Annotated in this window: 21 protein-coding genes; 13 read left to right on the top strand and 8 right to left on the bottom strand. The window is 71.8% G+C overall.

Translation table 11 applies throughout. The features are described from left to right. Nucleotides 1-53: 53 nt before the first annotated feature. Genes OG344_RS14735 through OG344_RS14755 form a run of 5 tightly spaced genes read left to right on the top strand, consistent with a single transcriptional unit; the run spans nt 54 to nt 5,735 of the window. A complete protein-coding gene (locus tag OG344_RS14735; RefSeq protein ID WP_405089093.1) occupies nt 54-1,604 on the top strand; it encodes an ABC transporter ATP-binding protein in 1,551 nt (516 codons plus the stop codon). Next, nucleotides 1,601-2,731, top strand: coding sequence for an ABC transporter permease (locus OG344_RS14740; protein ID WP_405088697.1), 1,131 nt, complete (start codon nt 1,601-1,603; stop codon nt 2,729-2,731). Before OG344_RS14735 ends, OG344_RS14740 begins: the two co-directional genes overlap by 4 nt. 49 nt (nt 2,732-2,780) lie before the next feature. Further along, nucleotides 2,781-4,052 carry an ABC transporter permease gene (locus tag OG344_RS14745; RefSeq protein WP_405088698.1) on the top strand — a complete coding sequence of 424 codons (1,272 nt, stop codon included), beginning with the start codon at nt 2,781-2,783 and terminating at the stop codon, nt 4,050-4,052. Next, on the top strand, nt 4,049-4,438 hold the full coding sequence (locus OG344_RS14750; protein WP_327043833.1) for a cytidine deaminase: 390 nt from the start codon (nt 4,049-4,051) through the stop codon (nt 4,436-4,438). Before OG344_RS14745 ends, OG344_RS14750 begins: the two co-directional genes overlap by 4 nt. A gap of 10 nt (nt 4,439-4,448) precedes the next feature. Then, complete coding sequence (locus OG344_RS14755; protein WP_405088699.1) at nt 4,449-5,735, top strand: thymidine phosphorylase; 1,287 nt, start codon at nt 4,449-4,451, stop codon at nt 5,733-5,735. Between the two features lie 163 nt (nt 5,736-5,898). Here OG344_RS14755 and OG344_RS14760 read toward each other — a convergent pair whose 3' ends face one another. Then, nucleotides 5,899-6,072, bottom strand: coding sequence for a hypothetical protein (locus tag OG344_RS14760; RefSeq protein ID WP_405088700.1), 174 nt, complete (start codon nt 6,070-6,072; stop codon nt 5,899-5,901). Nucleotides 6,073-6,130: 58 nt separating this feature from the next. On the opposite strand from OG344_RS14760, the gene OG344_RS14765 reads away from it, so the two are divergent. Continuing rightward, the gene (locus OG344_RS14765; RefSeq protein ID WP_405088701.1) at nt 6,131-7,318 is read left to right on the top strand and encodes an MFS transporter; all 1,188 of its coding nucleotides are present in this window, start codon (nt 6,131-6,133) and stop codon (nt 7,316-7,318) included. A 49-nt stretch (nt 7,319-7,367) separates the two neighbouring features. Continuing rightward, the gene (locus OG344_RS14770; RefSeq protein ID WP_405088702.1) at nt 7,368-8,225 is read left to right on the top strand and encodes a VOC family protein; all 858 of its coding nucleotides are present in this window, start codon (nt 7,368-7,370) and stop codon (nt 8,223-8,225) included. A gap of 25 nt (nt 8,226-8,250) precedes the next feature. Here OG344_RS14770 and OG344_RS14775 read toward each other — a convergent pair whose 3' ends face one another. Beyond that, nucleotides 8,251-9,723 (bottom strand): hypothetical protein, encoded by a 1,473-nt coding sequence (locus OG344_RS14775; protein WP_405088703.1) that lies wholly within the window; start codon nt 9,721-9,723, stop codon nt 8,251-8,253. An 812-nt stretch (nt 9,724-10,535) separates the two neighbouring features. Between OG344_RS14775 and OG344_RS14780 the strand changes: the two genes are divergently transcribed. From OG344_RS14780 to OG344_RS14795, 4 genes are all read left to right on the top strand, one after another. Next, entirely contained in the window at nt 10,536-10,889 is a 354-nt protein-coding gene (locus OG344_RS14780) for a cupin (RefSeq protein ID WP_327043839.1), read from the top strand. 81 nt (nt 10,890-10,970) lie between these two features. After that, nucleotides 10,971-12,059, top strand: coding sequence for an adenosine deaminase (locus OG344_RS14785; RefSeq protein ID WP_405088704.1), 1,089 nt, complete (start codon nt 10,971-10,973; stop codon nt 12,057-12,059). Next, nucleotides 12,056-12,634, top strand: a complete 579-nt coding sequence (locus OG344_RS14790) for a hypothetical protein (protein ID WP_405088705.1) — start codon at nt 12,056-12,058, stop codon at nt 12,632-12,634. Before OG344_RS14785 ends, OG344_RS14790 begins: the two co-directional genes overlap by 4 nt. Nucleotides 12,635-13,677: 1,043 nt before the next feature. Further along, a complete protein-coding gene (locus tag OG344_RS14795; RefSeq protein ID WP_405089094.1) occupies nt 13,678-15,519 on the top strand; it encodes a DUF222 domain-containing protein in 1,842 nt (613 codons plus the stop codon). Nucleotides 15,520-15,550: 31 nt separating this feature from the next. Here OG344_RS14795 and OG344_RS14800 read toward each other — a convergent pair whose 3' ends face one another. The 3 genes from OG344_RS14800 to OG344_RS14810 form a co-directional block, all read right to left on the bottom strand. Then, a complete protein-coding gene (locus OG344_RS14800; protein WP_405088706.1) occupies nt 15,551-17,185 on the bottom strand; it encodes a phospho-sugar mutase in 1,635 nt (544 codons plus the stop codon). A 9-nt stretch (nt 17,186-17,194) separates the two neighbouring features. Then, nucleotides 17,195-17,992 carry a purine-nucleoside phosphorylase gene (locus OG344_RS14805; RefSeq protein ID WP_405088707.1) on the bottom strand — a complete coding sequence of 266 codons (798 nt, stop codon included), beginning with the start codon at nt 17,990-17,992 and terminating at the stop codon, nt 17,195-17,197. A 95-nt stretch (nt 17,993-18,087) separates the two neighbouring features. Continuing rightward, entirely contained in the window at nt 18,088-18,540 is a 453-nt protein-coding gene (locus tag OG344_RS14810) for a gamma-glutamylcyclotransferase (RefSeq protein WP_327043845.1), read from the bottom strand. A gap of 160 nt (nt 18,541-18,700) precedes the next feature. Between OG344_RS14810 and OG344_RS14815 the strand changes: the two genes are divergently transcribed. Further along, nucleotides 18,701-20,092 (top strand): NAD(P)H-quinone dehydrogenase, encoded by a 1,392-nt coding sequence (locus tag OG344_RS14815; RefSeq protein ID WP_327043846.1) that lies wholly within the window; start codon nt 18,701-18,703, stop codon nt 20,090-20,092. 22 nt (nt 20,093-20,114) lie between these two features. Here the strand turns inward: OG344_RS14815 and OG344_RS14820 are convergent, their stop codons facing one another. Then, on the bottom strand, nt 20,115-21,431 hold the full coding sequence (locus OG344_RS14820) for a pentapeptide repeat-containing protein (protein ID WP_405088708.1): 1,317 nt from the start codon (nt 21,429-21,431) through the stop codon (nt 20,115-20,117). A 395-nt stretch (nt 21,432-21,826) separates the two neighbouring features. Here OG344_RS14820 and OG344_RS14825 point away from each other — a divergent pair, with 395 nt between their 5' ends. Continuing rightward, nucleotides 21,827-22,717, top strand: coding sequence for a CDP-diacylglycerol diphosphatase (locus OG344_RS14825; protein WP_405088709.1), 891 nt, complete (start codon nt 21,827-21,829; stop codon nt 22,715-22,717). Nucleotides 22,718-22,827: 110 nt separating this feature from the next. Here OG344_RS14825 and OG344_RS14830 read toward each other — a convergent pair whose 3' ends face one another. Together OG344_RS14830 and OG344_RS14835 are read right to left on the bottom strand one after the other, a co-directional pair. Beyond that, complete coding sequence (locus OG344_RS14830) at nt 22,828-24,240, bottom strand: hypothetical protein (RefSeq protein ID WP_405089095.1); 1,413 nt, start codon at nt 24,238-24,240, stop codon at nt 22,828-22,830. A gap of 148 nt (nt 24,241-24,388) precedes the next feature. Further along, nucleotides 24,389-26,152, bottom strand: coding sequence for an acetyl/propionyl/methylcrotonyl-CoA carboxylase subunit alpha (locus OG344_RS14835; RefSeq protein WP_405088710.1), 1,764 nt, complete (start codon nt 26,150-26,152; stop codon nt 24,389-24,391). Between the last annotated feature and the right edge of the window lie 285 nt (nt 26,153-26,437).

Here is a 26,437-nt window from a genome sequence, read left to right on the forward strand (position 1 = left end):
TACTCTGACTACCACTTGACCGTCATCGGGCACTCCGCGAGGAGGAGGCCGCCATTACCGTCGCCACCGCTACGGCGCCCGCAGTAGAGCTCACCGGGATCACCAAGAGGTTTCCGGGAGTCGTCGCCAACAGCGACATCCACCTCCGCGTCGCCCGAGGGCACATCCACGCCATCGTCGGCGAGAACGGCGCGGGCAAGTCCACGCTCATGAAGATCCTCTATGGGATGCAGCGTCCCGACGAGGGAGAGATCCGCGTCGCCGGGTCGCCGGTGAGCTTTCACACCCCCGCCGACGCCATCTCCGCCAGCATCGGGATGGTCCACCAGCACTTCATGCTGGCCGACAACCTGACCGTGCTGGAGAACGTGGTGCTCGGCAGCGAGCCCCGGCGCGGCGGCCTCGCCCTCGACTTCGCCGCCGCGCGCAGGAAGATCAAGGAGATCTCCGACGCGTACGGCCTGGGCGTGCGGCCCGACGTGCCGGTGGAGGAGCTGGGGGTCGGCGACCGCCAGCGGGTGGAGATCCTCAAGGTGCTCTACCGGGGCGCCCGCATCCTGATCCTGGACGAGCCGACCGCCGTGCTCGTGCCGCACGAGGTGGACGAGCTGTTCGACAACCTGCGCGGCCTGGTCCGCGAGGGGCTGACGATCCTGTTCATCTCCCACAAGCTGGACGAGGTGCTGCGGGTCGCCGACGCCATCACCGTCATCCGGCGGGGCACCACCGTCGCGACCGTGGACCCGGAGGACGTGACCTCCCGCAAGCTCGCCGAGCTCATGGTCGGCAGCGAGCTGCCCAGCCCGGAGACCCGCGAGTCGACCGTCACCGACGTCGTCGCCCTGTCCGTACGCGACCTGACCGTACGCGACCTCACCGGGCGCACCGGCGGCGGGCGGCCGGTGGTCGAGAACGTGAGCTTCGACATCCGCAAGGGCGAGGTGCTCGGCATCGCGGGCGTCGAGGGCAACGGCCAGGCGGAGCTGGTCGAGGCGATCATGGGCATGCGCCCCTGTGAGGTGACCGCGCTCACCCTCGGCGGAGCCGACATCTCCCACTGGTCGACGCTCAGACGGCGTGCGGGCGGGATCGGCTACATCCCCGAGGACCGTCACCGGCACGGCCTGCTGCTGGAGTCCCCACTGTGGGAGAACCGCATCCTCGGGCACCAGACCCGCAGGCCCAACGTCAGGGGCCCGTGGATCGACCGCGCGGGCGCGCGGGCCGACACCCAGCGGATCGTCGAGGAGTACGACGTCCGCACCCCGGGGATCGACGTGGACGCCGCCGCGCTGTCCGGCGGCAACCAGCAGAAGCTGATCGTCGGCCGCGAGATGAGCGGCGACCCCGTCCTGCTCATCGCCAGCCATCCCACCCGCGGCGTCGACATCGGCGCGCAGGCGGCGATCTGGGACCATCTGCGCACCGCGCGCGCCGCCGGGCTGGCCGTGCTGCTGATCTCCGCGGATCTGGACGAGCTGATCGGGCTGTCCGACACGCTCAAGGTGATCCTGCGCGGGAGGATCGTCGCCGACGTCGATCCCGCGAACGTGACGCCCGAGCAACTGGGCTCGGCGATGACCGGCGCCGGGGAGGGCGTATGAACGGCTTCCTCGACCGGGTGCTCGGCCGGGTCCGGCTGGGCGGCTGGCTCGCCGTGGCCGCGCCGGTCCTCGCGGTCGTCTTCGCGGTGCTGATCACGTCGGTGGTCCTGCTCGTCGCCGGCAAGGAGCCGGTGGAGGCGTTCACCACGCTCGCGGACTACGGCACCCAGCCGCGGTCGATGGTCATGACTCTCAACACCGGGGTCATGTACTACATCTCCGCGCTCGCGGTGGCCGTCGGCTTCCGGATGAACCTCTTCAACATCGGCGTGGACGGCCAGTACCGCCTGGCGGCCGTGGTCGCCGCCGCGGTCGGCGGAGCGGCCGTGGTCCCCGGCGTGCTGAACATCGTCCTCGTGGTGGTCTCCGCGGTGGTCGTCGGGGCCCTGTGGGCCGCCATCGCCGGCCTGCTCCGGGTCTACCGGGGCGTGAGCGAGGTCATCTCGACCATCATGCTGAACGCGATCGCCACCGGTCTCGGGTCCTGGCTGGTCAGCGAGCACTTCGGCGTGCTGACCGGCAACGACCTCGGCACCCGGCCGATTCCCGACGACGCGCACATGCCGGGCATCCCGCTCATCGCGGGCACGCCGGTGCTGGTCAACGGGTTCATCGTGGTCGCCGTCCTGCTCGGCGTCGCGTACTGGGTCGTGCTCACCCGCACCCGGTTCGGCTTCGAGCTGCGGGCGACCGGCAAGTCCGAGTCCGCGGCGGTGGCCAGCGGCGTCAGCGTGAAGAAGATGATCGTCGTCACGATGGTCATGTCGGGGGCGATCGCCGGGCTGATCGGCATGCCGGAGCTGCTCGGCGCCTCCTACAAGTACAGCAACAACTTCCCGACCGACCTCGGCTTCACCGGGATCGCGATCGCCCTGCTCGGGCGCAACAGCCCGGTCGGCATGGCGGTCGGCGCGCTGCTGTGGAGCTTCCTGTACAACTCCTCCAATCAGCTTCAGCTGCTCGACATCCCCAAGGAGATCGTCCAGATCATGCAGGGCGTCGTCGTGCTCTCCGTGATCATCGCGTACGAGCTGGTCCACCGGTACCGGATGGTGGCGGAACAGCGCCGGGTCGGCCGCCAGCTCGCCGCCCCGGCGGAGCCGCCGAAGGCGGAGGCGGCGGCGTGAGCGAGCGAATCGGTGAACGCGGCGCGGCGGACGAGATCGAGGAGACGGCATGACGGCGACGGACCTTCCGGTTGAGCGTCCGGTCGAGACGCCTCCGGCGCGGCGCTTCCGGCTGTCGGCGCCGCTGCTCCTGCTCGGGCTGGCCGGGCTGGTGGTGCTGCTGTCGGTCGCGCGCCTGGTGACCGGCGCGAACGACATCACGTCGGCGGGCACGGTCGGCACCGCGCTCAGCTTCGCCGTGCCGATCGGGCTCGCCGGGCTCGGTGGCCTGTGGTCGGAGCGGGCCGGCGTGGTCAACATCGGCCTCGAAGGCATGATGGTGCTCGGCACGTGGTTCGGCGCCTGGGGCGCGCTCCAGTTCCACAACCCCTGGGCGGGCGTGCTCACCGGGGCCATCGGCGGAGCGCTGGGCGCGGCGATCCACGCGGTCGCCACCGTGACCTTCGGCGTCGACCACATCATCTCCGGTGTCGCGATCAACATCGTCGGCCTCGGCTTCACGCAGTACCTGTCCCAGCTCGTCTTCGACGGCATGCCGGGCGGCGGCACGAAGAACTCCCCGCCGCTGCCGGATCTGGGCACGGTGAGCCTGGGCTTCCTCGACGACCCGCTGCGGACGGTCGAGGCCACGCACTGGTTCGTATTGTCCGACTTCGCGGGCGTGCTGCGGGGCATCACCCAGGGCGTGTCCTGGTTCACGATCCTGGCGATCCTGCTGGTCCCGCTGTCGTTCTACGTCCTGTGGCGCACGCCCTTCGGGCTGCGCCTGCGGGCGTGCGGCGAGCGGCCGGTCGCGGCCGAGTCGCTGGGCGTGAACGTCTACCGCTACAAGTGGGCCGCGGTGCTCGTGTCCGGCCTGCTCGCCGGGCTCGGCGGCGCGTTCCTGTCGCTGGTGGCCGCCGGCATCTACCGGGACGGCCAGACAGGCGGGCGCGGCTACATCGGGCTCGCCGCCATGATCTTCGGCAACTGGCGGCCGGGCGGGCTCGCCGGGGGCGCCGCGCTGTTCGGCTACACCGACGCGCTCCAGCTCCGCCAGGGCGGCATCTCGGTGCACGCGCTGCTGCTGGTGGTCGCGCTGCTGCTCGCCGCGATGGCGGTCTACCAGCTCGTACGGCAGCGGCGGGGGGTCGCGGCGCTGGTCACCGGGCTCGTGGCGCTCGCGGTGTTCGCGGTCTTCGCCCTGACGGACACCGTTCCGGAGCAGTTCACCTCGTTCACCCCCCACCTGACCACACTGCTGGTGTTGTCGCTGGCCTCACAGCGGCTGCGCATGCCGGCGGCCGACGGAGTCCCGTATCGGAGGGGGCAGGCGAAATGACCATCGACTGGGAGGCACTGCGCGAGGCGGCCCGCGAGGCCATGACCCACGCGTACGCGCCGTACTCGAAGTTCCCGGTGGGGGCGGCGGCGCTCGTCGACGACGGCCGGATCGTGACCGGCTGCAACGTGGAGAACGCGTCGTACGGCGTCGGGCTGTGCGCCGAGTGCGGGCTCGTCTCGGCGCTGCACGCGAGCGGCGGCGGGCGGCTGGTGGCCTTCACCTGCGTGGACGGCCACGGCGAGCTGCTGATGCCGTGCGGGCGCTGCCGCCAGCTGCTGTTCGAGCACGGCGGCGCCGATCTGCTGGTGGAGACGCCAGACGGCCCGATGCGGATGGCGGACTTCCTGCCGTTCGCCTTCGGGCCCGACGACCTTTCGCGATAAAGGGGGAGATGTGGGGTTCGACGCGATCGAGGTCATCGTCGCCAAGCGGGACCGCGGCGAGCTGTCGGCCGCCCAGATCGACTGGGTGATCGACGCGTACACGCGGGGCGAGGCGGCCGACGAGCAGATGTCGGCGCTGCTGATGGCGATCCTGCTGAACGGCATGAACCGCCGGGAGATCGCGGACTGGACCCAGGCCATGATCAGGTCGGGGGAGCGGATGGACTGGTCCGCCCTCGACCGGCCCACGGCCGACAAGCACTCCACCGGCGGGGTCGGGGACAAGATCACGCTGCCGCTGGCGCCGCTGGTCGCCGCGTGCGGGGCGTACGTGCCGCAGCTGTCCGGGCGCGGCCTCGGGCACACCGGCGGCACGTTGGACAAACTGGAGTCGATCCCCGGCTGGCGGGCGTCGCTGTCGAACGACGAGATGCTCGCCGTGATCCGCTCGGCCGGGGCGGTCGTCTGCGCGGCGGGCGCGGGCCTCGCGCCGGCCGACAAGAAGCTCTACGCGCTGCGCGACGTCACCGGCACGGTCGAGTCGATCCCGCTGATCGCCTCGTCGATCATGTCCAAGAAGATCGCCGAGGGCACGGGGTCGCTCGTACTCGACGTGAAGGCCGGCTCGGGCGCGTTCATGAAGACCGTGGACGACGCCCGGGAGCTGGCCCAGGCGATGGTCGAGCTCGGCACCGACGCCGGGGTGCGCACGGTCGCCCTGCTGACCGCGATGGACCGGCCGCTCGGCCTGAAGGTGGGCAACGCGCTGGAGGTCGAGGAGTCCGTCGAGGTGCTCGCCGGCGGCGGCCCGGCCGACGTGGTCGAGCTCACCGTACGGCTGGCCCGGGAGATGCTGGAGGCCGCGGCCGTGCCGGGCGCCCGGGACCCCGAGCAGGCGCTCAAGGACGGTTCGGCGATGGACGCCTGGCGGCGCATGATCGTCGCGCAGGGCGGCGACCCGGACGCGCCCCTGCCGAAGGCCGCGGAGTCGGCCGTGGTGACCGCTCCCGCGTCGGGCACGCTGCGCACGCTCGACGCGCTCAGCGTCGGCCTGGCGGCCTGGCGGCTCGGCGCCGGACGGGCCCGCAAGGAGGACCCGGTGTCGCCGGGCGCGGGCGTCGTCCTGCACGCCAAGCCCGGCGACGAGGTCCGGGCGGGCGCCCCGCTGATGACCCTGTACGCCGACGAGCCCGGCCGGTTCGACCGGGCCCTCCAGGCGCTTGAGGGGGCGTACGAGATCGGCGACCAGGGCGGCGCCGACCTCCTCCCGCTGGTGATCGACCGCCTCACCGCCTGACCGGTCCGGCCGGTCACGGGCGAGGCGCTGACGACTGTGCTGTCCGCCGCTTCACGTGTGCAACGGCGTGGGCAGCGGGCCGCGCAGCGCCACCTCGATGTCGGCCTGCGTGACGCCGGGCGGGGTCTCCCGGACCCGGGCCAGCTCCTCCTCGAAGACCGCCTCACCCTCGCCGGCCGGGGCGGGCGTGAGGAAGTCGGCGGTCCAGTTGCGTCCGCGGGCGGCCTTCAGGAGCAGCGGTGATCGGGTCGCCGGCCAGGCGGGCGCGGTAGGCGGGCAGGTGCGCGACGAAGCGGCTCTCCGCGAGAGTGTCGGCGTCGACCAGCCACCAGCCCATGTTTCGCCTCCCGGCGAAACACTAACGGTGGCGCGCGATGATGATCGACGCTTCCGTCATGCGAACCTACCGGGAACTGTTCCGCACTCCGGAGTTCACGCCGCTCTTCACCGTCGGGTCCGCGCAGGTGGCGGCGTCGACGGTGAGCGGCCTCGCGCTCGGCACGCTCGTGTACGGGACGACGCGGTCGCCGCTGCTGTCGGCGCTGAGCATGTTCGGCGCCTCCTTCTCCCAGGTGCTCGGAGCGGTGGCGCTGCTGTCGGCGGCCGACCGGCTGCCCCCGCGCGCCGCGATGACGTGCCTGGCGCTGGTGTTCTGCGCCGGCACGGTCGTGCTCGCCGTGCCCGGACTGCCGCTGTGGGCGCTGTTCGCCGTCGTCCTCGGCATGGGGCTCGCCGCGTCCCTCGGCGGCGGCGTCCGCTTCGGGCTGCTCAACGAGATCCTGCCCAAAGACGGATACCTGCTGGGCCGTTCGGTGCTCAACATGTCGGTCGGCGTCCAGCAGATCGTGGGTTTCGCCGCCGGGGGCGTGCTCGTCACCGCCTTCTCCCCGCGCGGCACCCTGCTCGTGGGGGCGGGGCTGGACCTCGTCGCCGCCGCCGTCGCCCGGTTCGGGCTCGCCGCCCGCCCGCCCCGGGCGCAGGGACGGCCCTCGCCCGCCGAGACCTGGCGGACCAACCGGAGGCTGTGGTCGTCGCCCGCGCGCCGTCACCTGTATCTGGCCCTGTGGGTGCCGAACGGCCTGATCGTCGGCTGCGAGTCGCTGTACGTCGCGTACGACCCCCGGCACGCCGGGACGCTGTTCGCCTCCGCCGCCGCGGGCATGCTGGCGGGAGACACCCTGGTGGGGCGGTTCGTCCCGAAGTGGTGGCGCGAGCGGGTGAGCGCTCCGCTGCGGCTGCTGCTGGCCGTGCCGTACCTGGTCTTCCTCCTGCACCCGGCCCTGCCGCTCGCGGTCGCGGCCGTGGCGCTCGCCTCGGCCGGATACGCGGCCAGTCTGCTCCTCCAGGAACGCCTCCTGGCCGTCACCCCGGAGGAGATGAGCGGGCAGGCGCTGGGGCTGCAGTCGTCCGGCACGATGACCATGCAGGGGGTCGGCGCCGCGCTCGCCGGCTCCGTCGCCCAGTTCACCTCGGCCTCGGCCGCCATGGCCGTCATGGCCGCGGTCTCCGTGGCGGTCACCCTGGCCCTGGCGCCTGGTCTGCGTCCCGAGGGCTATGGGAAAGTCTCCTGTGCGCGGACATGAGGGCTTCGTGACCGGCGGTGCCGGGGCGGGCCACGACGGAGGGGGGCACGTGTCCAGAGATATCCGGCATGTCGAGATCGGCGTCGCCGACCTGGCCCGTTCGCTCGACTTCTACCGGAGCCTGCTGGATCTCACCCCCGGCGAGGGTCCGGCGGAGAGTCCGGGCGTCGCGTGGCTGTCGGCGGGTCCCGTGCTGCTCAAGCTGGTCGAGACGGGCGACGGCGACCTCGGCGGCTGGGTGAACGACGACCTCCAGCGCGGCATCCGGCACATCGGCTTCAAGGTCGGCGACGTCGACCTGCGGGCCGAGCGCGTACGCGACGCGGGGGTGCCCTTCACGCTCCCGCCGCTCGACGCGGTCGGCGGCGTGCGGATCGCGTTCTTCCAGGACCCGGACGGCACACACCTGGAGATCACCGACAACTATCTGCGGTATCACCGCGTCGCCTCGCCCGAACTGGCCGAACGCGAACGGCTGGCCACCCTGAGCAGGCCGCGTACGGCGCCGCCGGTCTTCGACCACGTGGCGGTCACGTCGGGCGGGCTCGACGCCGTGCTCGCCTTCTACCGCGACACGCTCGGATACGAGGTGATCGGCCAGATCGCGCAGGACGAGGACTCCCGGGGCTTCCTGATCACCTACCTGATGGCCGGGCCGGCCGTGCTGGAGGTGTTCACGTTCACCGCGGCCACGACGCCGAGCCCGTGGACGGCAGACCCGGCGGCAGACCCGGCGGTCGGCCCGACAGCCGGCCCTGGCCGGCGCGGCTTCCGGCACGTCGCCGTCGCCGTGGACGATCCCGAGAAGGAGGCCGGGAGGCTCGTCGCGTCCGGCGCCCGGGTCGCGGCGGACGGGCTGCTCGTCGACCCGGACGGCGTCCCGCTCGCCCTCACGCGCACCGCCTGACCGGCCCCCACCCGGGCCGTACGGGTCAGCGCAGCGTGCCGGGCACCCACTGACCGCGCACGCCGCCGGCCTTGTCCAGGGGGATCGGCCGGGCGGCTCCGGTGCGCACGTCGACGGCGTAGACCGAGTATTCTTCCTCGTCATCTTCGTCGCCGCCGGGCCGCCTCGCCTCGACGATCACCTCGTGCTCGCTCGCCCAGCCGCGTACGGCGGCGACGTGCGCGTCCGGGGGAAGGGCCGCCTCGCGCCGGGTGAGCACGCGCCCGGTGGCGGAGTCGAGGGTGACCACCTGGCCGTGGTCGTCGTCGCCGGGGTGGGCGCGCTCGGCCGCCACGGCGACGGCGCGTCCGTCAGGGGAGACCGCGACGCCGGACTCGAACAGCGCCGGGTCGATCGGCGCACTGCTCAGCGTGCGTCCGTTCGGCCGCACCCGCAGCAGGACGGTGGTGGCGAGCCGCCCGGGAGCCGCGTCGGTGTCCCACGTGGCCGTGCCGGTCACCGTGCCGTCGTCCCCGACCGCCAGGATCCGCATGCGACGCGGCAACACCGCCACCCGGTAACTGGTGAGGCTCTGCACGCGCGGTAGGGGTGCTCGCGCGCCCGCGCCGAAGTCGGCGGCCATCCACCGCCCTCTGGGTGAGATGACCAGGTGGGTGTTCCATGGTGCCGGGTCCTCGGCGAGCGGGAACATCCCGCTTCTCTCCGCCCGGGCACGACGCCGGTCGAAGACCATGAAGTCGGGTGACGACTCGCCGTAGTAGACCACGCGGTCGCCGTCCTGGCTGATCGCGAGGAGGGGGGTCCAGTGGTCGCCGGGGTGGCGCGTCACGTCCGGAACGCGCCACTGCTCGCCCGTGGTCGTCACCAGCCGCCACTGGTCGCAGCCGTTCGCGAACTCCTCGGCGAACTCGTCCCAGTCGTCGTCCGTGCAGGAACCCTGGTAGGCGAAGCGCACGGGGGCGGGCAGGGGAGCGCGCAGCGTGCCGGGAATCGCGGCGCTCACGTCCGGGGAACCGGAGGCTCCGGGGGCGCTGCCAGCCACCGCCCGCTCCACCCGCCCGGCCAGGCTCGTCACGCCGAAGGCGAGGGGGACGACGACCAGGGCGGCGAGCGTGACGCTCACGGCCGTGACCACGGCGCGACGCCGGGTGACGTGCAGCCGCCCGGCCCGCGCCGTCTCCGCGGCGAGCGGGGCCGGGTCGAGCGCGGGCATCGCCGATGAAAGGGCGGCCAGCTCCCGGCGCAGCGCCGCCTCCCACGGACCGTCGCCGTTGTCGCCCGCGCCCGGGCTTCCCGCAGGAGCGACCGGCGCGACCGCCGGAGACGTGAAGAACGGTGCGGCATGGTACGGCGGCGTGTGCCCCGCCGGGGCGCCGAACGAGCCGGGCGAGCCGGGCGCGGCGGGCGTGGACGAGACGGGCGCGGAGGCCGCCGGCCCGGGAGCCCGGCCCTCCTCCGACGGCGACGCCCACGAGCCGGGCCAGGGACCGGCCGACACGGATGGCGACGCCCAGGAGCCGGGCGAGGGACCGGCTGACTCGGATGGTGATGCCCAGGGGCTGGGCGATGGCCCGGCCGTCGCGATGGCGATGACCACGAGCTGGGCGCGAGACCTGCTGGCTTTGATCCCGGGGCCGTCCCCACCCCGGTGTCCGGGGCCGTTCCTGCCGTGGTCTCCGGGGCAGTTCCCGCCACGAAGAAGGCGGGAAGGCGGTCGCGCATTTCGGCGACGGCGAGCACGGTCTCGGTGTTGGCCGTCCGCGCGTCCATGCGGCACAGACCGGCCGCCTGCCAAGTGGTGTGGCCGTCGTGGAAACAGGCCACGACCAGGGCACGCCGACGCGGCGGCAGCGCGGTGAGTGCCTCCGCGAGAGCCGCCGCGTCCGAGCCGGGAGTGAGGCTCGGGTGCGGGCCGCGCCCGCCCGCGGCTCCCCGGGGTCGCGGGCGCTCCAGGTAGGCCGCGTACAGCGCCTTGCGCGTGGCATCGGCGGGAAACGACCAGCGTGTGGTGACCCACCTGGCCGCCACGGCGGAGAGCGCGGTCACCACGAGCGCGCGGGCGGCCTCCGGGTCTCCGGTCAGCGCCAGGGCCGTACGGGCCAGCGGCCGGACGTGGTCGGCGGCGAACGCGTCGAAGCCCGGCAGATCCCTCACCGCGACTCCTCGTCCGTCCGGCGACAAGGCCCTTGTCGTGTCTGGTCCACGCCTCACTCCCGGCTCGGAGGCCTCTTCCGCCACCACAGCCGCTCAAGCGTAGTGCGAATGTGCGCGAATGACATGATCTCCATATCAACTGACACACTGGTCGGCATGGTCAGGAAGATCGAGGGAGCCACCCGGGTGCCGGTGCCGGGCGGGAAGGTCATCGACGAGTACGTCGGCCGCGTCAACAGCGGTGACGAACAGGTCTCCATCGCCCACATGGTGGCGCCCGCGGGCTGGAGCGAGCCCGCGCAGGCCCCCGCGTTCGCCGAATACACGCTCGTCCTCAAGGGATCGGTCGTCGTCGAGCACGAGGGCGGGACGACCGTCGTGGAGGCGGGGCAGGCGTTCACGAGCGAGCCGGGGGAGAAAATCCGCTACAGCGCCGGGCCGTCCGGCGCCGAGTACGTGGCGGTCTGCCTGCCCGCGTTCTCCCCGGAGACCGCCAACCGCGAGGAGTGAGCGACGGCGAGTTTCGCCAGGCCGCCCGATTCGGGTCCGTGGATAGGATTGCCGGATGTACGACCGCGGTGAGGAGGGCGAATGAACGAGCTGCCCACTCTGGAGGAGATCCGCAGGGCGCCGAAGGTGCTCCTGCACGACCATCTCGACGGCGGGCTGCGGGCCGGGACGATCGTGGACCTCGCCCGGGAGTGCGGGCACGAACTGCCCACGTACGACCCGGACGCGCTGGGAGCCTGGTTCGGGGAGGCGGCCGACTCGGGCTCGCTGGAGCGTTACCTGGAGACGTTCGCCCACACGGTCGGGGTCATGCAGACCCGCGACGCGCTGGTCAGGGTGGCCGCCGAGTGTGCCGAGGACCTGGCGGACGACGGCGTGATCTACGCCGAGGTCCGTTTCGCGCCTGAGCAGCACACCTCGCGGGGCCTGTCGCTGGACGAGGTCGTGGAGGCCGTGCTGGAGGGGTTCCGGCTCGGCTCCGCCGGACCGGACGGCGGCGCGCGCATCAGGGTCGGCACGCTGCTCACCGCGATGCGCCACCAGGCCCGCTCGATGGAGATCGCCGAGCTCGCCGTACGCTATCGGGACCTCGGCGTGGTCGGCTTCGACATCGCGGGCGCGGAGGCCGGATATCCGCCCACCCGCCACCTGGACGCCTTCGAGTACCTCCAGCGGGAGAACGCACACTTCACGATCCACGCGGGAGAGGCCTTCGGGCTGCCGTCGATCTGGCAGGCGATCCAGTGGTGCGGCGCCGACCGGCTGGGCCACGGGGTGCGGATCATCGACGACATCACGGTGCCGGCGGACGGCGAGGCCAAGCTCGGCAGGCTCGCGGCCTACGTCCGCGACAAGCGCATCCCGCTGGAGATGTGCCCGACCTCCAACCTCCAGACCGGGGCCGCTCCGTCGATCGCCGAGCACCCGATCGGTCTGCTGCGCCGCCTGTACTTCCGCGTGACGGTCAACACCGACAACCGGCTGATGAGCGGCACCAGCGTGTCGCGGGAGTTCGCGAAGCTGGTGGACGCCTTCGGCTACGGCTGGGACGACCTGCAGTGGTTCACCGTCAACGCGATGAAGTCGGCGTTCATCCCGTTCGACGAGCGGCTCGCGCTGATCAACGGCGTGATCAAGCCCGCCTTCGCGCAGATGCGGCAGCAGGCGTGAAGCCGCAGGTCTTCCGGTCGAGGCTGGCCTGGATCTTCGGATGGGGCTGGCTGGTGTTCGCCGCCTGGAACGCCTGGGACCTGGTCGCCCACGGCCGGCTGCCCATCGCGCTGATCGCGGGGGCGGTGCTCGGTGTCATCACCGCTCTGGTCTTCGTGATGGCGCTGCGGCCCGCCATCCTCGCCGGGGAGGGCGGGGTCCGCGTCCGCAATCCGCTGAGAAACGCCTACGTCCCCTGGAACGCCGTCGACGACCTGACGGTGACCAGCGCCATCGTGATCGAGTCGGGCGGGATCTCCGTACGCTGCTGGACGCCGCAGGCCACGGCGCGGGAGCGGGCCAGGGCCGCCGGGCAGGCCGTCAAGGCGGCCTCGTCGAAGGACCGCGTCGAGCGGGCCACGGCGGCCGTGGGCGGGCGCACCCACGCCGACTGGGTGGCCCAGCAGCTTGAGGAGATGAGCGGGTCGCGCCGGCGGACCTCCTCCGGCGAGACCCGGGTCACCTGGTCGCCCTCCGCCCTGGCCGCCCTGGCCGCCGCGCTCGCGCTGGTCGTGGCCGCCGTCGTCGCCGGCTGATCATGTAAAGAGACCAGGACCGGGGGCATGCGCCGCGACGTGTCGCGGGACCACCCAGTTCGCCGAAGCCGGCTCCCTGTTCGGTGGCGGGGAGGGCCACGTCGAAGCTTTGCTGCTACCGCTCCATGCCCGGCAACCGCCAAGCTCGCGATCGTGAAACAGGCGTACGCACCGTCCTGACAGGCGCCAGGGATTCAATTGCCGGAAAGTCCGCCCTAATCATTGTGGCCGACACCCTTTCTTATTCCGGATAAGAGTGGCAGGCGGCGAGAAAGTCCTATAAGCCGGACATCTCCATGGATTTGAAGTTCACCTGTAGCTCCAACAAATCACCGCACGGTGGTGCTCGCGGCGGGGCTGTGTGGAAGAATTAATACAGGTTTTCGAATCGAGGTGGAGGTGTGGTGGATCTGTTCGACATTGATCCTGAGCGCATCCCTCATTCGAACGACGATGACGACTGGTGGCAGCGGCTTATCTCCCGCTCGCCCCTTTGGTCTCCCGAGGGTACGCTTGCCCGTGAATACGTGCCGATCGTCGATCCCGACGCGCGAGAGCGGGCGAGCCGGTTCGACGAATCAGCAGAATCGCCTGACTCTGCCCGTGCATTCGACACTCGTCGCGGCCATGCGCCCGGTGCTGGATACACCGGTGATGGGACCGCGAATGGTGTCTCTATTGCCGGCGTTTCTCCTGACAGTGTTTCTACCGACAGCGCTGGAGGCGTCGCCAGCGGCACTCCAAGACATGCCTTCAGTGATATTCCCGACGAGGTTCCCGATGGTGCGTCTGACGGTGCCACGGGCGCTGGCCGGAACGATGCGAGCCGCGACCACGAAGCCGGCCGGGATCGGGATGATCGGGACGTCGGCGGCGCGCCCGGCGGCGCGCCTGATGGTCCGCCAGGTGGCGTGTCTAATGGTGCTTCCAGTGGTGCTTCTGGCGGTGCCTGTGATGCGGGGTCGTCGTCGTGGGTGGCGGTGGCGGCGGTTGTCGAGGCGGCTCGGGTGGTGGCGTTGGTGCCGGTGCCTGAGGACGCGGGTGTGTGTCTGGCCGAGGCGGAGGAGTTGCTTGCGGTCCGTGATCGGATCACTTCGGCGTTGTCGGCCCGGGTGGGTCGTGTCCATCGGGCGGGGGAGGCGAAGAGCCATGGGCATGCGTCCACGAAGTTGTGGTTGCGGTCCGCTGGGGGGATGACGCCTGCGGGGGCGGGGCGCCTGTTGACGATGAGCATGGAAGTGCACCGTCTTGCTGAGGTGCGTCGCCTGTTCGCGGAGGGTGGTCTGCCTGAGGGGGTCGTGGAGGCGATCTGCACGGCCACCGCGGGGCTGACCGACGACCAGGCGGCGACGGCCGAGCGGATTTTGCTGGAGTTGGCGAACTCGGCGGGTGCGGCGGAGGTGGCGAAGGCGGGGCGGTATCTGCGGGCGGTGCTGGATCCCGACGGGCATGAGAAGGATGAGCAGGCGGATTTCGATCGCCGGTTCTTCCGGGTGCGCCGGCGGAGGGGCGGCGGTGTGGAGGGGGAGTTCTACCTGCCGGTGGAGGCGGCCGCGCGGTTGCAGCACATGCTCGATGTGTACGCCAAGCCGAAGGCCGAAGGTGATGACCGGCCGTTGAGTGTGCGGAACGCGGATGCGTTGATCGCGTTCTTGGAGAACAAGATCGCGACTGAGCTTCTGGTGCTGGTCAACGCCGAGTCCCTTCCCGACGATCCCCCAGGCGCCGGCCCCGGGGACGACCCCACCACGGACGACCCCACCACAGACGTCGACCTCGCAGGGGTCGGCACCACAGCCGACCAGCCGTCCGGCACGGTCCCCTCAGGCGACAGTGATCGCCCCAACAACCCGGACACCGCCGCGAGCGATCCCGGCAGCGAGCACTTCGCCAGCGACACGCCCGTCACTCATGGCGAGCACTTGGACACTTTCCACTCCCCGGCCGCTCCCGGCGGCGAACCCCGCGCCGAAGATGGGCCGGTGGGTGAGAGCGCGCACCGCGAGAGCGACACGGCGAAATGTGATGGTGAGCGGTTCGGGAACGATGCGCCGATGGGCGGCGATGAGCACCGGGCCACCGGCTTCGCCGGCGACAATCCCGCCACGGAGGCTCCCGCTTCTGACGGAGAGTGCGCCGCTCCCAGCAGCCCTGCCGCCACCGCTGCCGGGTCCGACGATCCCTACGTGCCCGACATGGCAAGACCCCCAGCGCAGGGAGGCGACACCCGGCCGGGAGATACGCCCTGGCCGGGAGGTGAGGCCTGGGCGGGGGCGGGAGCCGACGCTCCGCCGGGTGTGGACCACGGCGGCGGTGCCCGGCCGAGCGGGAGCGCCTGGCCGGGAGGCGACGCTTGGCCTGGCGATGGCGCCTGGCTGGGAGGTGACGCCTGGCCGGGGGCGGGAGCCGATGCTCCGCCGGGGAGTAGTCCGCCGGGAGCGGGCGGCAATGTGCCGCCGGGGGTGTGGTTGCGGGGGTTGCCGGGGCTGATCCTGGCGACCGGGCAGCTGCTGCCCGTTGTCAGCGTGCATCGGCTGGCCCGCACCAGCAGCCTGGTGAGGATCGTCATGGACGCCGCCGGGCAGGTCCTGGACATGGGCCGCAAGGTCAGGTTGGCCACACCCGCGCAGCGGCGGGCGGTCTTCGCCCGGTACGCCACCTGCTGGGTCGACGGCTGCCCCCTACCCGCCACCATGTGCCAGATCGATCATTGCGACGACTGGAGCAGCGGAGGGCTGACCGACCTCAAGCTGCTCGGACCGGCCTGCCAGTTCCACAACCGCGACCGCTACCGCCACCCCACCCGCTACACCCGCCACACGATAGGAGACGACCGCTGGGCCTTCACCTACCGCAACCCCCGCACCACCCGATCCCGTGTATAGAGGTGGGCGGGCTCATAACTCGGCTCATAGCTCAGAGGGCGAGGGCGGTGGCGAGGTCCTGCTTCAGGGACTCCAGGTCCGCCGCGGCCCGCGCCCTGGCCGCCGTGACATCGTCGTCCCCGACCGGAACGACGACCTCCAGATAGCACTTGAGCTTGGGCTCGGTGCCGCTGGGCCGCACGATGACCCGGGCGTCGCCGGAGAGGCGATAACGCAGGCCGTCGGTCGGCGGCAGCCCGGCCGCCCCCTGCGACAGGTCCTCGGCCGACTCCACCATCCGGCCCGCCAGCCGCGCCGGCGGGTTGGCCCGCAGGCGCTCCATCGCCTTCGCGATCAGTGACAGGTCCTCGACCCGGACCGACAACTGGGTGGTCGCGTGCAGGCCGTACCGGCGGGCCTGGTCGTCGAGCAGGTCGAGCAGCGACCGGCCCTCCCGCCTGGCCGCGGCGGCCATCGCGGCGATGGTGAGGGCGGCCCCGACACCGTCCTTGTCGTGAACCGGCAGGCCCGCGTCCGAGCCGACGCTGTATCCCAGCGCCTCCTCGTATCCGAAGACGAGCCCCGGCCCCGACTTCATGATCCACTTGAAGCCGGTCAGCGTCTCGGCGTGGCGCACCCCGTGGGCGGCGGCGATCTTCGCGAGCAGCGACGACGAGACGATCGACGTGGCGACCAGCCGGTCGCCGCCCGAGGTGTGCCGCAGCACGTGCTCGGCGAGCAGCCCGCCCACCTCGTCGCCGGTCAGCATGCGGTAGCCGCCGCCGGGCAGCGGCGTGCCGACCGCGCATCGGTCGGCGTCCGGGTCGTTGGCCAGCACGAGGTCGGCGCGGGTGGCGGCGGCGAGTTCGAGCGCGAGGTCCATCGCGCCCGGCTCCTCCGGGTTCGGGAACGTGACAGTCGGAAAGTTCGGGTCGGGCATGGCCTGCCGCCCGACCATGACCGGCACCTCGAAGCCTGCCGCGCGGAACGCCTCGGACACGGTCGCGCCGCCCACGCCGTGCAGCGGCGTGTACGCGACCGAGATCGCGCGGGCGTCGCCCAGCGGCAGCGCTGTCAGCGCCCGCAGGTACGGCGTGACGATGTCGTCGTGGCCGAGGGTCGTCCAGTCGTCGCCCAGCGGGAGGGCGTCCACCGGGCCGACCGCGTCGATGGCGGCCGAGATCTCCTCGTCGATCGGCGGGACAATCTGCGCGCCGTCGCCCCAGTAGACCTTGTAGCCGTTGTCCTGGGGAGGGTTGTGCGAGGCGGTGACCATGACGCCCGCGTCCGCGCCGAGGTGGCGCACGGCGAACGCCAGCACCGGCGTCGGCCACTTCCCGCCCATGACCGACGCGCGCAGCCCGGCCCCCGTCAGCACGCGGGCCGTGTCGGCGGCGAACACGTCGGACTTGTGCCGCCCGTCGTAGCCGATCACCACGTGGCGTCCCGGTCCGAGCACGCGGGCCAGCCCGGCGGCGGCCCGCATCACGGTCACCCGGTTCATCCGGTTCGGCCCGGCTCCCAGCGCGCCGCGCAGGCCCGCCGTGCCGAACTCCAGCTTGGCGCCGAAGCGGTCCTCCAGCGCGTCGAGGTCCTGCCGGTCCAGGATCGCGTCGAGTTCCGCCCGCGTGTCGGGGTCGGGGTCCTGGTCACGCCATTCGCGGGCGAGCCGTACGAGATCGGTCACGGGTGCTCCCTACAACTTGTCGACGACCTGGGCGAGCAGGACACCCATCCGGGCGGCGGTGGCGCGGCCGACCTCCAGGACCTCCTCGTGGTTGAGCGGCTCGTCCGCCAGTCCCGCGCCGGGGTTGGTGACCAGGGAGATGCCGAGCACCTCGGCCCCGGCCTCCCGGGCGGCGATCGCCTCCAGCACGGTCGACATGCCCACCAGGTCGCCGCCGAGCGTGCGCAGCATGCGGATCTCCGCGGGCGTCTCGTACGTCGGGCCGCGGAAGGCCACGTACACGCCCTCGCCCAGTGAGGGGTCCACCTCGCGGGCGAGGTCGCGCAGTCGCCTGGAGTAGACCTCGGTCAGGTCGACGAACGTCGCGCCGACGAGCGGGTTGCTCCCGGTCAGGTTGATGTGGTCGCCGATGAGCACGGGGTCGCCGACCTTCTGCGTCTCCGGGCGCAGCCCGCCCGCCGCGTTGGTCAGCACGACCGTGCGCACCCCGGCCGCGACGGCCGTACGGACGCCGTGCACCACCGGGTCGACGCCGCGGCCCTCGTACAGGTGCGTACGCCCCAGGAAGATCAGCCCGTTGAGCCCGGCCGCCGTCCGCACCGCGCGCACCGTGCCCGCGTGCCCGGCGACCGCGGGCGGGGAGAACCCGGGCAGCTTCGTCACCGATAGTTCGGCGACCGTCTCGCCGATCGCGTCCGCGGCCGGCACCCATCCCGAGCCCATGACGAGGGCGACGTCGAAGGAAGGGATGCCGGTGAGGTTCCTCAACGTGGTCGCGGCCTCGGCCGCCAGGTCATAAGGGGTCACTTTGCTGAGCGTACAGAAGGGCATGACGAAGTCCGGCGGCTCCACCTGCCCGTTTTGTCGCTCAGATCGTCGCTGGGGGCGTCGCGGGGGCGGAATCAGTCGCCGAGCGACTTGCAGGGGCGGTTGCGCAGCCCCTTGACGTAGTCGTCGGGAGCCCCCGCCTTCTCCGCGGCGTCGGCGAGGATGCCGATGTAGCGGGCCGAGGGCAGGCCGCCCTCATAGGAGTCGAGCACGTGCGACCAGGCGAGCACGTCGCCCTCCAGGGTCGCGACGCGGAGCCGCACCTTGCGGTAGAGGCCGAGGTCGGTGCCCGTCCACCGGTCGAGGGACGGCTCGTCCCACTCCGGGACGTCGTAAAGAACGACGAATACCTGGTCGTCGGCGTCCTCGACTATCGTGGCGAGAGCGCCCTCCCAGCTGACGTCCTCGCCGCCGAAGGTGAGCCGCCAGCCCGGGAGCCACCCCGTTCCTCGCATGGGCGAGTGGGGCGCCCACTCCGCCATCTGCTTGGGGTCCATGTTGCTGCCGTAGGCCGCGTAAACAGGCACGGCACCCAAGCCTAATCCAAGATCGCCAAAGTTTGACGGGTAGCGCGCGCATAGGGCGGGGCGAGAGAAACATGGGGCTGTGCGAGGGAAATACGAGTAGTTGACCCGTTACGCGGCCCTCGCCGGGAATACGTAGCCAGGATGCGGGACAATGGAGCATGTGACAAGGATCGTGATCATCGGTGGCGGCCCCGGCGGATACGAGGCGGCCCTGGTCGCCGCGCAACTGGGGGCGCGGGTCACCGTCGTGGAGGAGGAGGGGCCCGGCGGGGCGTGCGTTCTCACCGACTGCGTGCCGTCCAAGACCCTGATCGCCACCTCCGTCCGCAAGCAGGCGCTTCTCGACGCGGCGTCCGTGGGGGTGCGCTTCGACGGTGGCCTCGACGGTGACGCGGGCGGCGTCGCCGTGGACATGATCGACGTGAACAAGCGCGTCAAGGAACTCGCGCTGGCGCAGTCCGGCGACATCGCCGCCCGGCTGGCCGCCGAGGGTGTCGAGGTCATCCGCGCCCGCGGCCGGCTGGTCGATCCCCAGGTGGTGCGCGCGGGCGACCGTACGATCCGGGCCGACGTGGTCATCGTGGCCACCGGCGCCCACCCGCGCGTGCTGCCCGGGGCCGAGCCGGACGGCGAGCGCATCCTCAGCTGGCGGCAGCTGTACGACCTGGAGGAGCTACCGGGGCACCTGATCGTGGTCGGCTCCGGCGTCACCGGCGCGGAGTTCGCCGGCGCGTACCAGTCGCTGGGGTCGGAGGTCACGCTGGTCTCCTCCCGCGACCGGATGATGCCCAACGAGGACGCCGACGCGGCCGAGGTGCTCGAAGAGGTCTACCGGCGGCGCGGCATGAACGTCATGGGCCGCTCGCGGGCCTCCTCGGTCAAGCGCACCGAGCACGGGGTCGTCGTCACGCTGGAGGACGGCCGCACGGCCGAGGGCACCCACTGCCTGATGACCGTCGGCATGGTGCCCAACACCTCCGGCCTCGGGCTGGAGGACAACGGCGTGCGGCTCGACCGGGGCGGCTTCATCGAGGTCGACAAGGTCTCCAGGACCTCCGCCCCGGGCGTGTACGCCGCGGGCGACTGCACGGGCGTCCTGATGCTCGCCTCGGTCGCCGCCATGCAGGGCAGGATCGCGGTCTGGCACGCGCTCGGCGAGGCCGTGCAGCCGATCCGCCTGGCCACCGTCGCCGCCAACATCTTCACCGACCCCGAGATCGCCGCGGTGGGGATCTCGCAGCGGCAGATCGAGTCAGGCGAGATCGAGGCGAACGTCGTCAAGCTGCCCCTCGCCACCAACGCCCGGGCCAAGATGCAGGGCTTCAACGACGGTTTCGTCAAGTTGTTCTGCCGGCCCAACACCGGCATCGTGCTCGGCGGCGTCGTGGTCGCCCCGCGCGCCTCGGAGCTGATCCTCGCCGTGTCGGTGGCCGTGCAGCACCGCCTGACCGTGGACCAGCTCGCCCACACGTTCGCCGTCTACCCGTCGCTGTCGGGCTCGATCACCGAGGCGGCCCGCCGCCTCATGTCGCCCCTCACGGCCGGCATCTGACCGGCCCGGCGGTCCGGCCGCCTCAGCGGCTTCCGCCCGTGTTCGGCAGCCGGGACCGCACCTGCCGCAGGGCCTCCCGTCCCCGCGCCACCGTCACGGCCGCCGCTCGCAGTTCGTACGGCGTGCGGGCGACGCCGAGCGCCTGCTTGGCCGCCTCGTAGGCGTCGAGCGCCGCCCGCCACTCCTGCGACGGGCCGCTGATCTGGTTGATCTTCATCTCGAAGTCGAGGGCGTCGATCTCCTCGCCGAAGCGGGTCACGTCCTCCTCGGCGGCGTGCCTGGCCGCCGCCGTCTCCGCCGCGAGGCGCTGCCCGCGGCGGTGCGCGACGCCCCACATGACCAGGGTCAGGACGAGCCCCAGGCCGCTCACGACGACCAGGATCAGCGCCGGTGACGGGCCCCGCGTGCCGCCCGCCTGTACGGTGAGATTGTCGCCGGTGTCACCGCGTACGACGTCCTCCACACCTACCTGGGCGTCCCCCTCTCCGTCCGCGCCGTCGGTCCGTCCGGGCGCGATGGCATCGCCCGGCAGGTTCACGGGCGTGCCGTGGGCGCCGGTGAGGTTCACGTCGCTCGCCTGGATGAAGGACGCCTTGCCGACGTCGGCGCCCCGGAAGTCGGCGCCGTCCAGCTCGGCCTGGGTGAACTCCGCCTCCGACAGGTCCGCGTTCCTGAGCACGGCGTGCTCCAGATGGGCCTGGCCGAGCTTGGCCTCGCCGAGTTTGGCCCGGGTGAGGTCGGCCTTGCGGGCCTTGATCTGGCCGAGTGTGGCGTGCCTGAGGTCCGCGCCCACGAGCGTGGCGTCGGTCAGGTCGGCCTGCGTGAGCACGGCCCGGGTGAGGACGGCGCCCGTGAGGTCGGCGTGCGGGAACTCGGCCTGGACGGCGTCCGCGTCGGTGAGGATCGCTCCGCGCAGGTCCGCCTTCCTGGCCCGCAGCTGCCCGAGGTCCGCGTCCGAGAGGTCGGCCCCGCGCAGGTCGGCGTAGTCGAGGTGCGCCTGGCCGAGGTCGGCCTCCTTCAACGACGCCTTGCGGAGGACGGCTCCGGTCAGATCCCTGGCGGTGAGATCCACCCCGTCGAGCTTCGCGCCGGTGAGGTCGGCGCACCGCAGGACGGCGGGGAGGGTGCCGCCCTGGGTGAGGTCCCTGCCCCGGAGCTTGACGCCGCTCCCCGGCGCGCACGGAGCCCCCGCCGCCCCCGCCGCCCCCGCCGCGTACGGAACGAGTGCGGCGGCCGCCGGGGAGGAGAGGACCGCCGCCGGCAGGAAGGCGAGCGACAGGGCCTGGAAGGCGAGCGACAGGGCCTGGAAGGCGACGAAGCGGGGGGCGAAACGGCGCAAGGGGGGCCTCCTGGGGGAACGCCCCGAGTCTCCCACGCGATCTTTACGTTCGCTTGCACGTCGCCGGCGTCGTCTCCCGGAGCGATCACGGCCGCTCCGGCTCGGGCGAGGCGCTGGTCCATATCGAGAGAATCGGCGCGATATCGCCTTTGTCGCACTCGCCTTATATCGCATAATATGTCGCGCCGGGTCATTCTAATGGGCGTCCGCTCGGCGGCCGCGCAACGCCGCGGCAAATCATCGCCTTCCTGAGGGTGGCCGCCGTACGCGGCGTCCGAGGGAAGTGTCCCGATCTTTCCTGAGGTGATCCAAGGCTGTCCCGGGGGCTTTTATCGGCCTATCGAAAGGGGATCAATCCGGCCGTACGAAGGTGCGGGTCATCGGGGGTAACAATCATGCGTGAAAGCGACCGGGCGGGCGGCGAGGCGAGCGAGCTGACGCGCCGCCGGTTCATCCAGTTCTCCGGCCTGGCGGGGACCGGCCTGCTCGCCGGCGCGGGGCTTCTTTCCGGTGCCGGGCGCGCCCTGGCCGCGCCTCCGCCGAGCCTGGCCAAGGGGCCCGACCCCAAGGAGTGCGGCAAGACCACCGACTCGGACTCTCTCTGGCAGCGCAGCCAGAAGTGCCACAGTAACAACACCTGCCTGCAGAACCATGCCGACTACGTCGTGATGGGCGGCACCAACAGCAAGAAGGGATACGTCAACTACATTCTCGTCCCCACCGAGCGAATCAACGGTATCGAGTGTTCCTGGATCTGCGGCAACAGTGCGCCGAACTATTGGAGTGCCGCCGACTACTACGCCACCCAGTCTCCCACCGTGGTTCCCACTCCGGTGGGGCTGGGAATCAACTCGAAGGCGATCAGGAATTTCGACCAGCTGCACATCCATATGGCACGGGCGCGCTGGGAGTCCCTGAGCGACCTCGTCGCGCAGGACAACCTGGCCGCCTGGCACGTGCCGCACTGGGCGGACTCGCGCGTGTCGGTCCGGGGCCTCAGCGAGCAGCTCGGGATCATCCCGCACACCTACCGGGTGCTCATCTGGCCCGGATTCAACCACGACAATCTCTTCGCCATGCTCAGGAGCATGCTGGTCGCCTCTCTGGGGCACGGAGGGACGACCGCCAAGGCGCAGCCGCTCATGCAGCTCCAGACGCTGATCGTGATCCCCCGGCCCGCCGGGGGCTACTACATCGTCAACAGCGAGAAGGGCCTGGTCGACCCGAACAACCCCCACCTGACGGGGACCGACACCTGCGACCCGTTGCTGCTCATGCACCCCTGACCCGCCACCGCTCGCCTCCCGGATGTCGCCGACGACGAAGGGGGCGGACCGAGGTGGTCCGCCCCCTTCTCAGGTCGTATCCGATGCCGTATCCGATGCCGGGTCAGGCGTTACCAGTCGCCGCCGCCGCCGAAGTCCCCTCCGCCGAAGTCGCTGCCGCCGCCCCAGTCGCCACCGCCGCCGAAGTCGCCGCCGCCGCCACCGCCGCCGCCCCAGTCGCCGCCGCCCCAGTCGTTGCCGCCGCCGGACTCGACGCCCGCGGCGTATCCCGAGTCGTAGCCGGCGCCGTAGCCGCCGTGGCCCCAGCCGCCGAACGCGTTGCCGAGCATGGTGCCCACCAGCATGCCGGTCAGCAGGTCGCCGCCGCCGAAGCCGCCGTAGTAGCCGTAGGCGTAGGGCTGGTAGGCGGGGCCGGCGTCCCAGTAGGGCCTGCGCTGACCGTTCACCACGACCTCGCGCATCTGCGGGTCGAAGCCGCGCTCCACCGCCTCGGCGTCGGCCGCGCAGGCGGGGACGTCGCGCACCGCGCCGCCGGGGGGCGCCCAGCGGACGTTGCGCACCGACGGGCCGTGCTGGGGGTTGAAGAAGCACGGCGGGAGCCGCTCCGGCACCGGCTGGTTGTTCACCCGCGCCTTGACGCACGCGAGCGCGTAGCGGCCGTCCTCCAGCGTCGAGGTCACCGTGCGCAGGTCCTCGGGCCGCTTGATGGCGTCCAGCTCGGTCTTGGCCCGCTCGTAGGAGTCGAGCGCGCGCTGCCAGTCGGTCGTGGTCTCGCTCTGCGGGAGCATCTTGACGTCCACGTCGAGCGCGGTGATCTCCTCACCGAACTTCGTGACGTCCTCCTCGACCGTCTGCTTGACGGCGGCGAGCTCGGCGGCCTCGCGCTCCTCGCGCTTGCGCTTGTTGCGGCGTCCGATGATCCACAAACCGGCACCTCCCACTACGGCGACGCCCAGGATGCCGACGAGCACGCCCGAGCCGCCGCCACCACCGACGGTGGAACCAGTGCCCCGAGCGCCCTTCACATCACCTTCGCGCACCAGGTTCACCCGGTTGACGAAGTCCTGCATGCCGCTGACCACGTCGTCGTTGGCGCTGGTGGACAGCCGTGCCAGCGTTCCCGCCGCGTTCTTCGGCAGGTCGTTGGAGCCGGCGAACAGGCTCATGCCGTCCAGCAGGGCCACGGTCGCCCGCGACCGCCCGGCCTTGTCGAGCTCGGTCATCAGCTGCGGGATGTACGTGCTCACCTGGGCCGTGGTCACGGTGCCGTCAGGGAGCGCGACCATGTAGATCTTGGCCTTCGAGTCCTCCAGCTCCTTGCGGATCTTGCTCTGCTGGTCCGGCGAGAGCGGCGACCCGGGCTGGACGAAGAGCGGGTTACTGCTGTTCTTCCAGGACGCCACGACCGTGGCCGGGTCCGGCGGAGCCGCCGCGTTCGCGGCCGGAGCGAGCGCGAGCGAGACGAAGAGCCCGGCGAACAGAGCCGCCAGGGCGGCCCCGGCCCGTCCGAGCGGTGATTTCATGGTCACGGCTTAAGCCTCCTTCGCCCTACTGGACGAACGGCAGGGCGCGATGGTTCCTCCACAGGAAACTATCGTTCCCCATCGCCGCACCACACCGCACGGTCATCGAGGGTCGTCGCACGGCCGCGGACCGTGATCGCGGGACGGGTCAGGCGTCCTTGATCTCGCAGAGCGCGGTCCCGGCGGTGACCGTCTGGCCGACGGCGGCCGCAAGGCCGGTGACCGTGCCGCCCTTGTGCGCGGTCAGCGGCTGCTCCATCTTCATCGCCTCCAGGACGATGACCGTGTCGCCGGGCTCGACGGTGTCCCCGTCCGCGACGACGACCTTCACGATCGTGCCCTGCATGGGGCTGACGAGCGCGTCGCCGCTCGCCATGGCCTTCTTGGCGCCGCTCCCGCCGGACCGCCTGGGCGCCGCCTTCCTGAGCTCGGGCCGGTCCGCCCCCGGGCCCGCCGAACCCAGCCCCGCGGGCAGCACGACCTCCAGCCGCTTGCCGCCGACCTCGACCGTGATCCGCTCACGGCCGGCGGGCTCGCCGGGGGTCTCCGCCGTCGCCTCGTACGGCGGGATGTCGTTGACGAACTCGGTTTCGATCCACCGGGTGTGGACGGAGAACGGCTCGCCGGCGAAGGCGGGGTCGTCCACCACGGCCCGGTGGAACGGCAGCACGGTCGGCATGCCGCCGATCTCGTACTCGGCGAGCGCCCGCCGCGCCCGCTCCAGCGCCTGCCGCCGGGTGGCCCCGGTCACGACCAGCTTGGCCACGAGCGAGTCGAACGCCTGCGGGACGCTCATCCCGGTCTCATAGCCGCCGTCTAGGCGTACGCCCGGCCCGGAGGGGACGCGCATCGAGGTGATCGTGCCCGGCGCGGGCAGGAAGCCCCGGCCCGGGTCCTCCGCGTTGATCCGGAACTCGATCGAGTGGCCGCGCAGCACCGGGTCGTCGTATCCCAGCGGCTCTCCGTCGGCGATGCGGAACATCTCGCGGACGAGGTCGATGCCGGAGACCTCCTCGGTCACCGGGTGCTCGACCTGGAGCCGGGTGTTGACCTCCAGGAAGGAGATCGTGCCGTCCTGGCCGACGAGGAACTCGCAGGTGCCGGCGCCGACGTAGCCCGCCTCGCGCAGGATCGCCTTCGACGACGAGTAGAGGAGGTCGCGCTGCTCGTCGGTGAGGAACGGCGCCGGGGCCTCCTCCACGAGCTTCTGGTGCCGGCGCTGGAGCGAGCAGTCACGGGTGCTGACGACGACCACGTTGCCATGCCGGTCGGCCAGGCACTGGGTCTCGACGTGGCGCGGCCGGTCGAGGTAGCGCTCGACGAAGCACTCGCCGCGCCCGAAGGCGGTCACCGCCTCGCGTACGGCCGACTCGTAGAGGTCGGGGATCTCCTCCATCGTCCGGGCGACCTTGAGCCCGCGCCCGCCGCCGCCGAAGGCCGCCTTGATGGCGATCGGCAGGCCGTGCCGCCCGGCGAACTCGACCACCTCGTCCACGCCGGACACCGGGTCGGGGGTGCCCGCCACGAGCGGGGCGCCGACGCGCTGCGCGATGTGCCGGGCCTGGACCTTGTCGCCGAGCGCGTTGATCGCCGAGGGCGGCGGGCCGATCCAGATGAGGCCGGCGTCGATCACGGCCTGGGCGAAGCCCGCGTTCTCGGCCAGGAAGCCGTAGCCGGGATGGACGGCGTCCGCGCCGGTCTTCCCGGCCACCGCCAGGATCTTCGCGATGTCGAGGTATGTCTCCGCAGGGCTCTGCCCGCCGAGCGCGTGGGCCTCGTCGGCCACCCGCGCGTGCAGCGCGTCCAGATCCTGGTCGGCGTACACCGCCACGCTGGCCAGGCCGGCGTCCCGGCAGGCCCGGGCGATCCGTACGGCGATTTCGCCACGATTGGCGATCAGGACCTTGTGCACAGGGATGTCCCTTCCCTTCAGCGCTCGCGAACCCTGCCTGGGAGTGTAGAGGCGCCGCCTGGCCGGAGGGGGCCCCAGGGGCACCCCTGACCTCCGCCGGGCGGGGATTTCCGGGGTGGGTGGCCGGGGTCGCCTCCCGGACGGAGCGCCGGCCGGGCGGGGCCCCGGCAAGGCCCGGCGGAAGAGGAGTGAACTACCAGAAAAGCCACATTCTCCTGCCCTGCTGATATAGCCACTCGGCATAAGGTCTCCACAGGATTGACATGCGTTTTACGGTGAGGGCGG

It is taken from the genome of Microbispora sp. NBC_01389 (assembly GCF_045040095.1).
In the GTDB taxonomy this organism is placed as follows: Bacteria; Actinomycetota; Actinomycetes; order Streptosporangiales; family Streptosporangiaceae; genus Microbispora.

What these genes read in the sequence shown, in the direction of transcription:
- OG344_RS14740 (WP_405088697.1), top strand. Translation starts at nt 1,601, where the DNA reads ATGAACGGCTTCCTCGACCGGGTGCTCGGCCGGGTCCGGCTGGGCGGC.
- OG344_RS14745 (WP_405088698.1), top strand. Translation starts at nt 2,781, where the DNA reads ATGACGGCGACGGACCTTCCGGTTGAGCGTCCGGTCGAGACGCCTCCG.
- OG344_RS14750 (WP_327043833.1), top strand. Translation starts at nt 4,049, where the DNA reads ATGACCATCGACTGGGAGGCACTGCGCGAGGCGGCCCGCGAGGCCATG.
- OG344_RS14760 (WP_405088700.1), bottom strand. Translation starts at nt 6,072, where the DNA reads ATGGGCTGGTGGCTGGTCGACGCCGACACTCTCGCGGAGAGCCGCTTC.
- OG344_RS14765 (WP_405088701.1), top strand. Translation starts at nt 6,131, where the DNA reads ATGCGAACCTACCGGGAACTGTTCCGCACTCCGGAGTTCACGCCGCTC.
- OG344_RS14780 (WP_327043839.1), top strand. Translation starts at nt 10,536, where the DNA reads ATGGTCAGGAAGATCGAGGGAGCCACCCGGGTGCCGGTGCCGGGCGGG.
- OG344_RS14785 (WP_405088704.1), top strand. Translation starts at nt 10,971, where the DNA reads ATGAACGAGCTGCCCACTCTGGAGGAGATCCGCAGGGCGCCGAAGGTG.
- OG344_RS14825 (WP_405088709.1), top strand. Translation starts at nt 21,827, where the DNA reads ATGCGTGAAAGCGACCGGGCGGGCGGCGAGGCGAGCGAGCTGACGCGC.
- OG344_RS14830 (WP_405089095.1), bottom strand. Translation starts at nt 24,240, where the DNA reads ATGAAATCACCGCTCGGACGGGCCGGGGCCGCCCTGGCGGCTCTGTTC.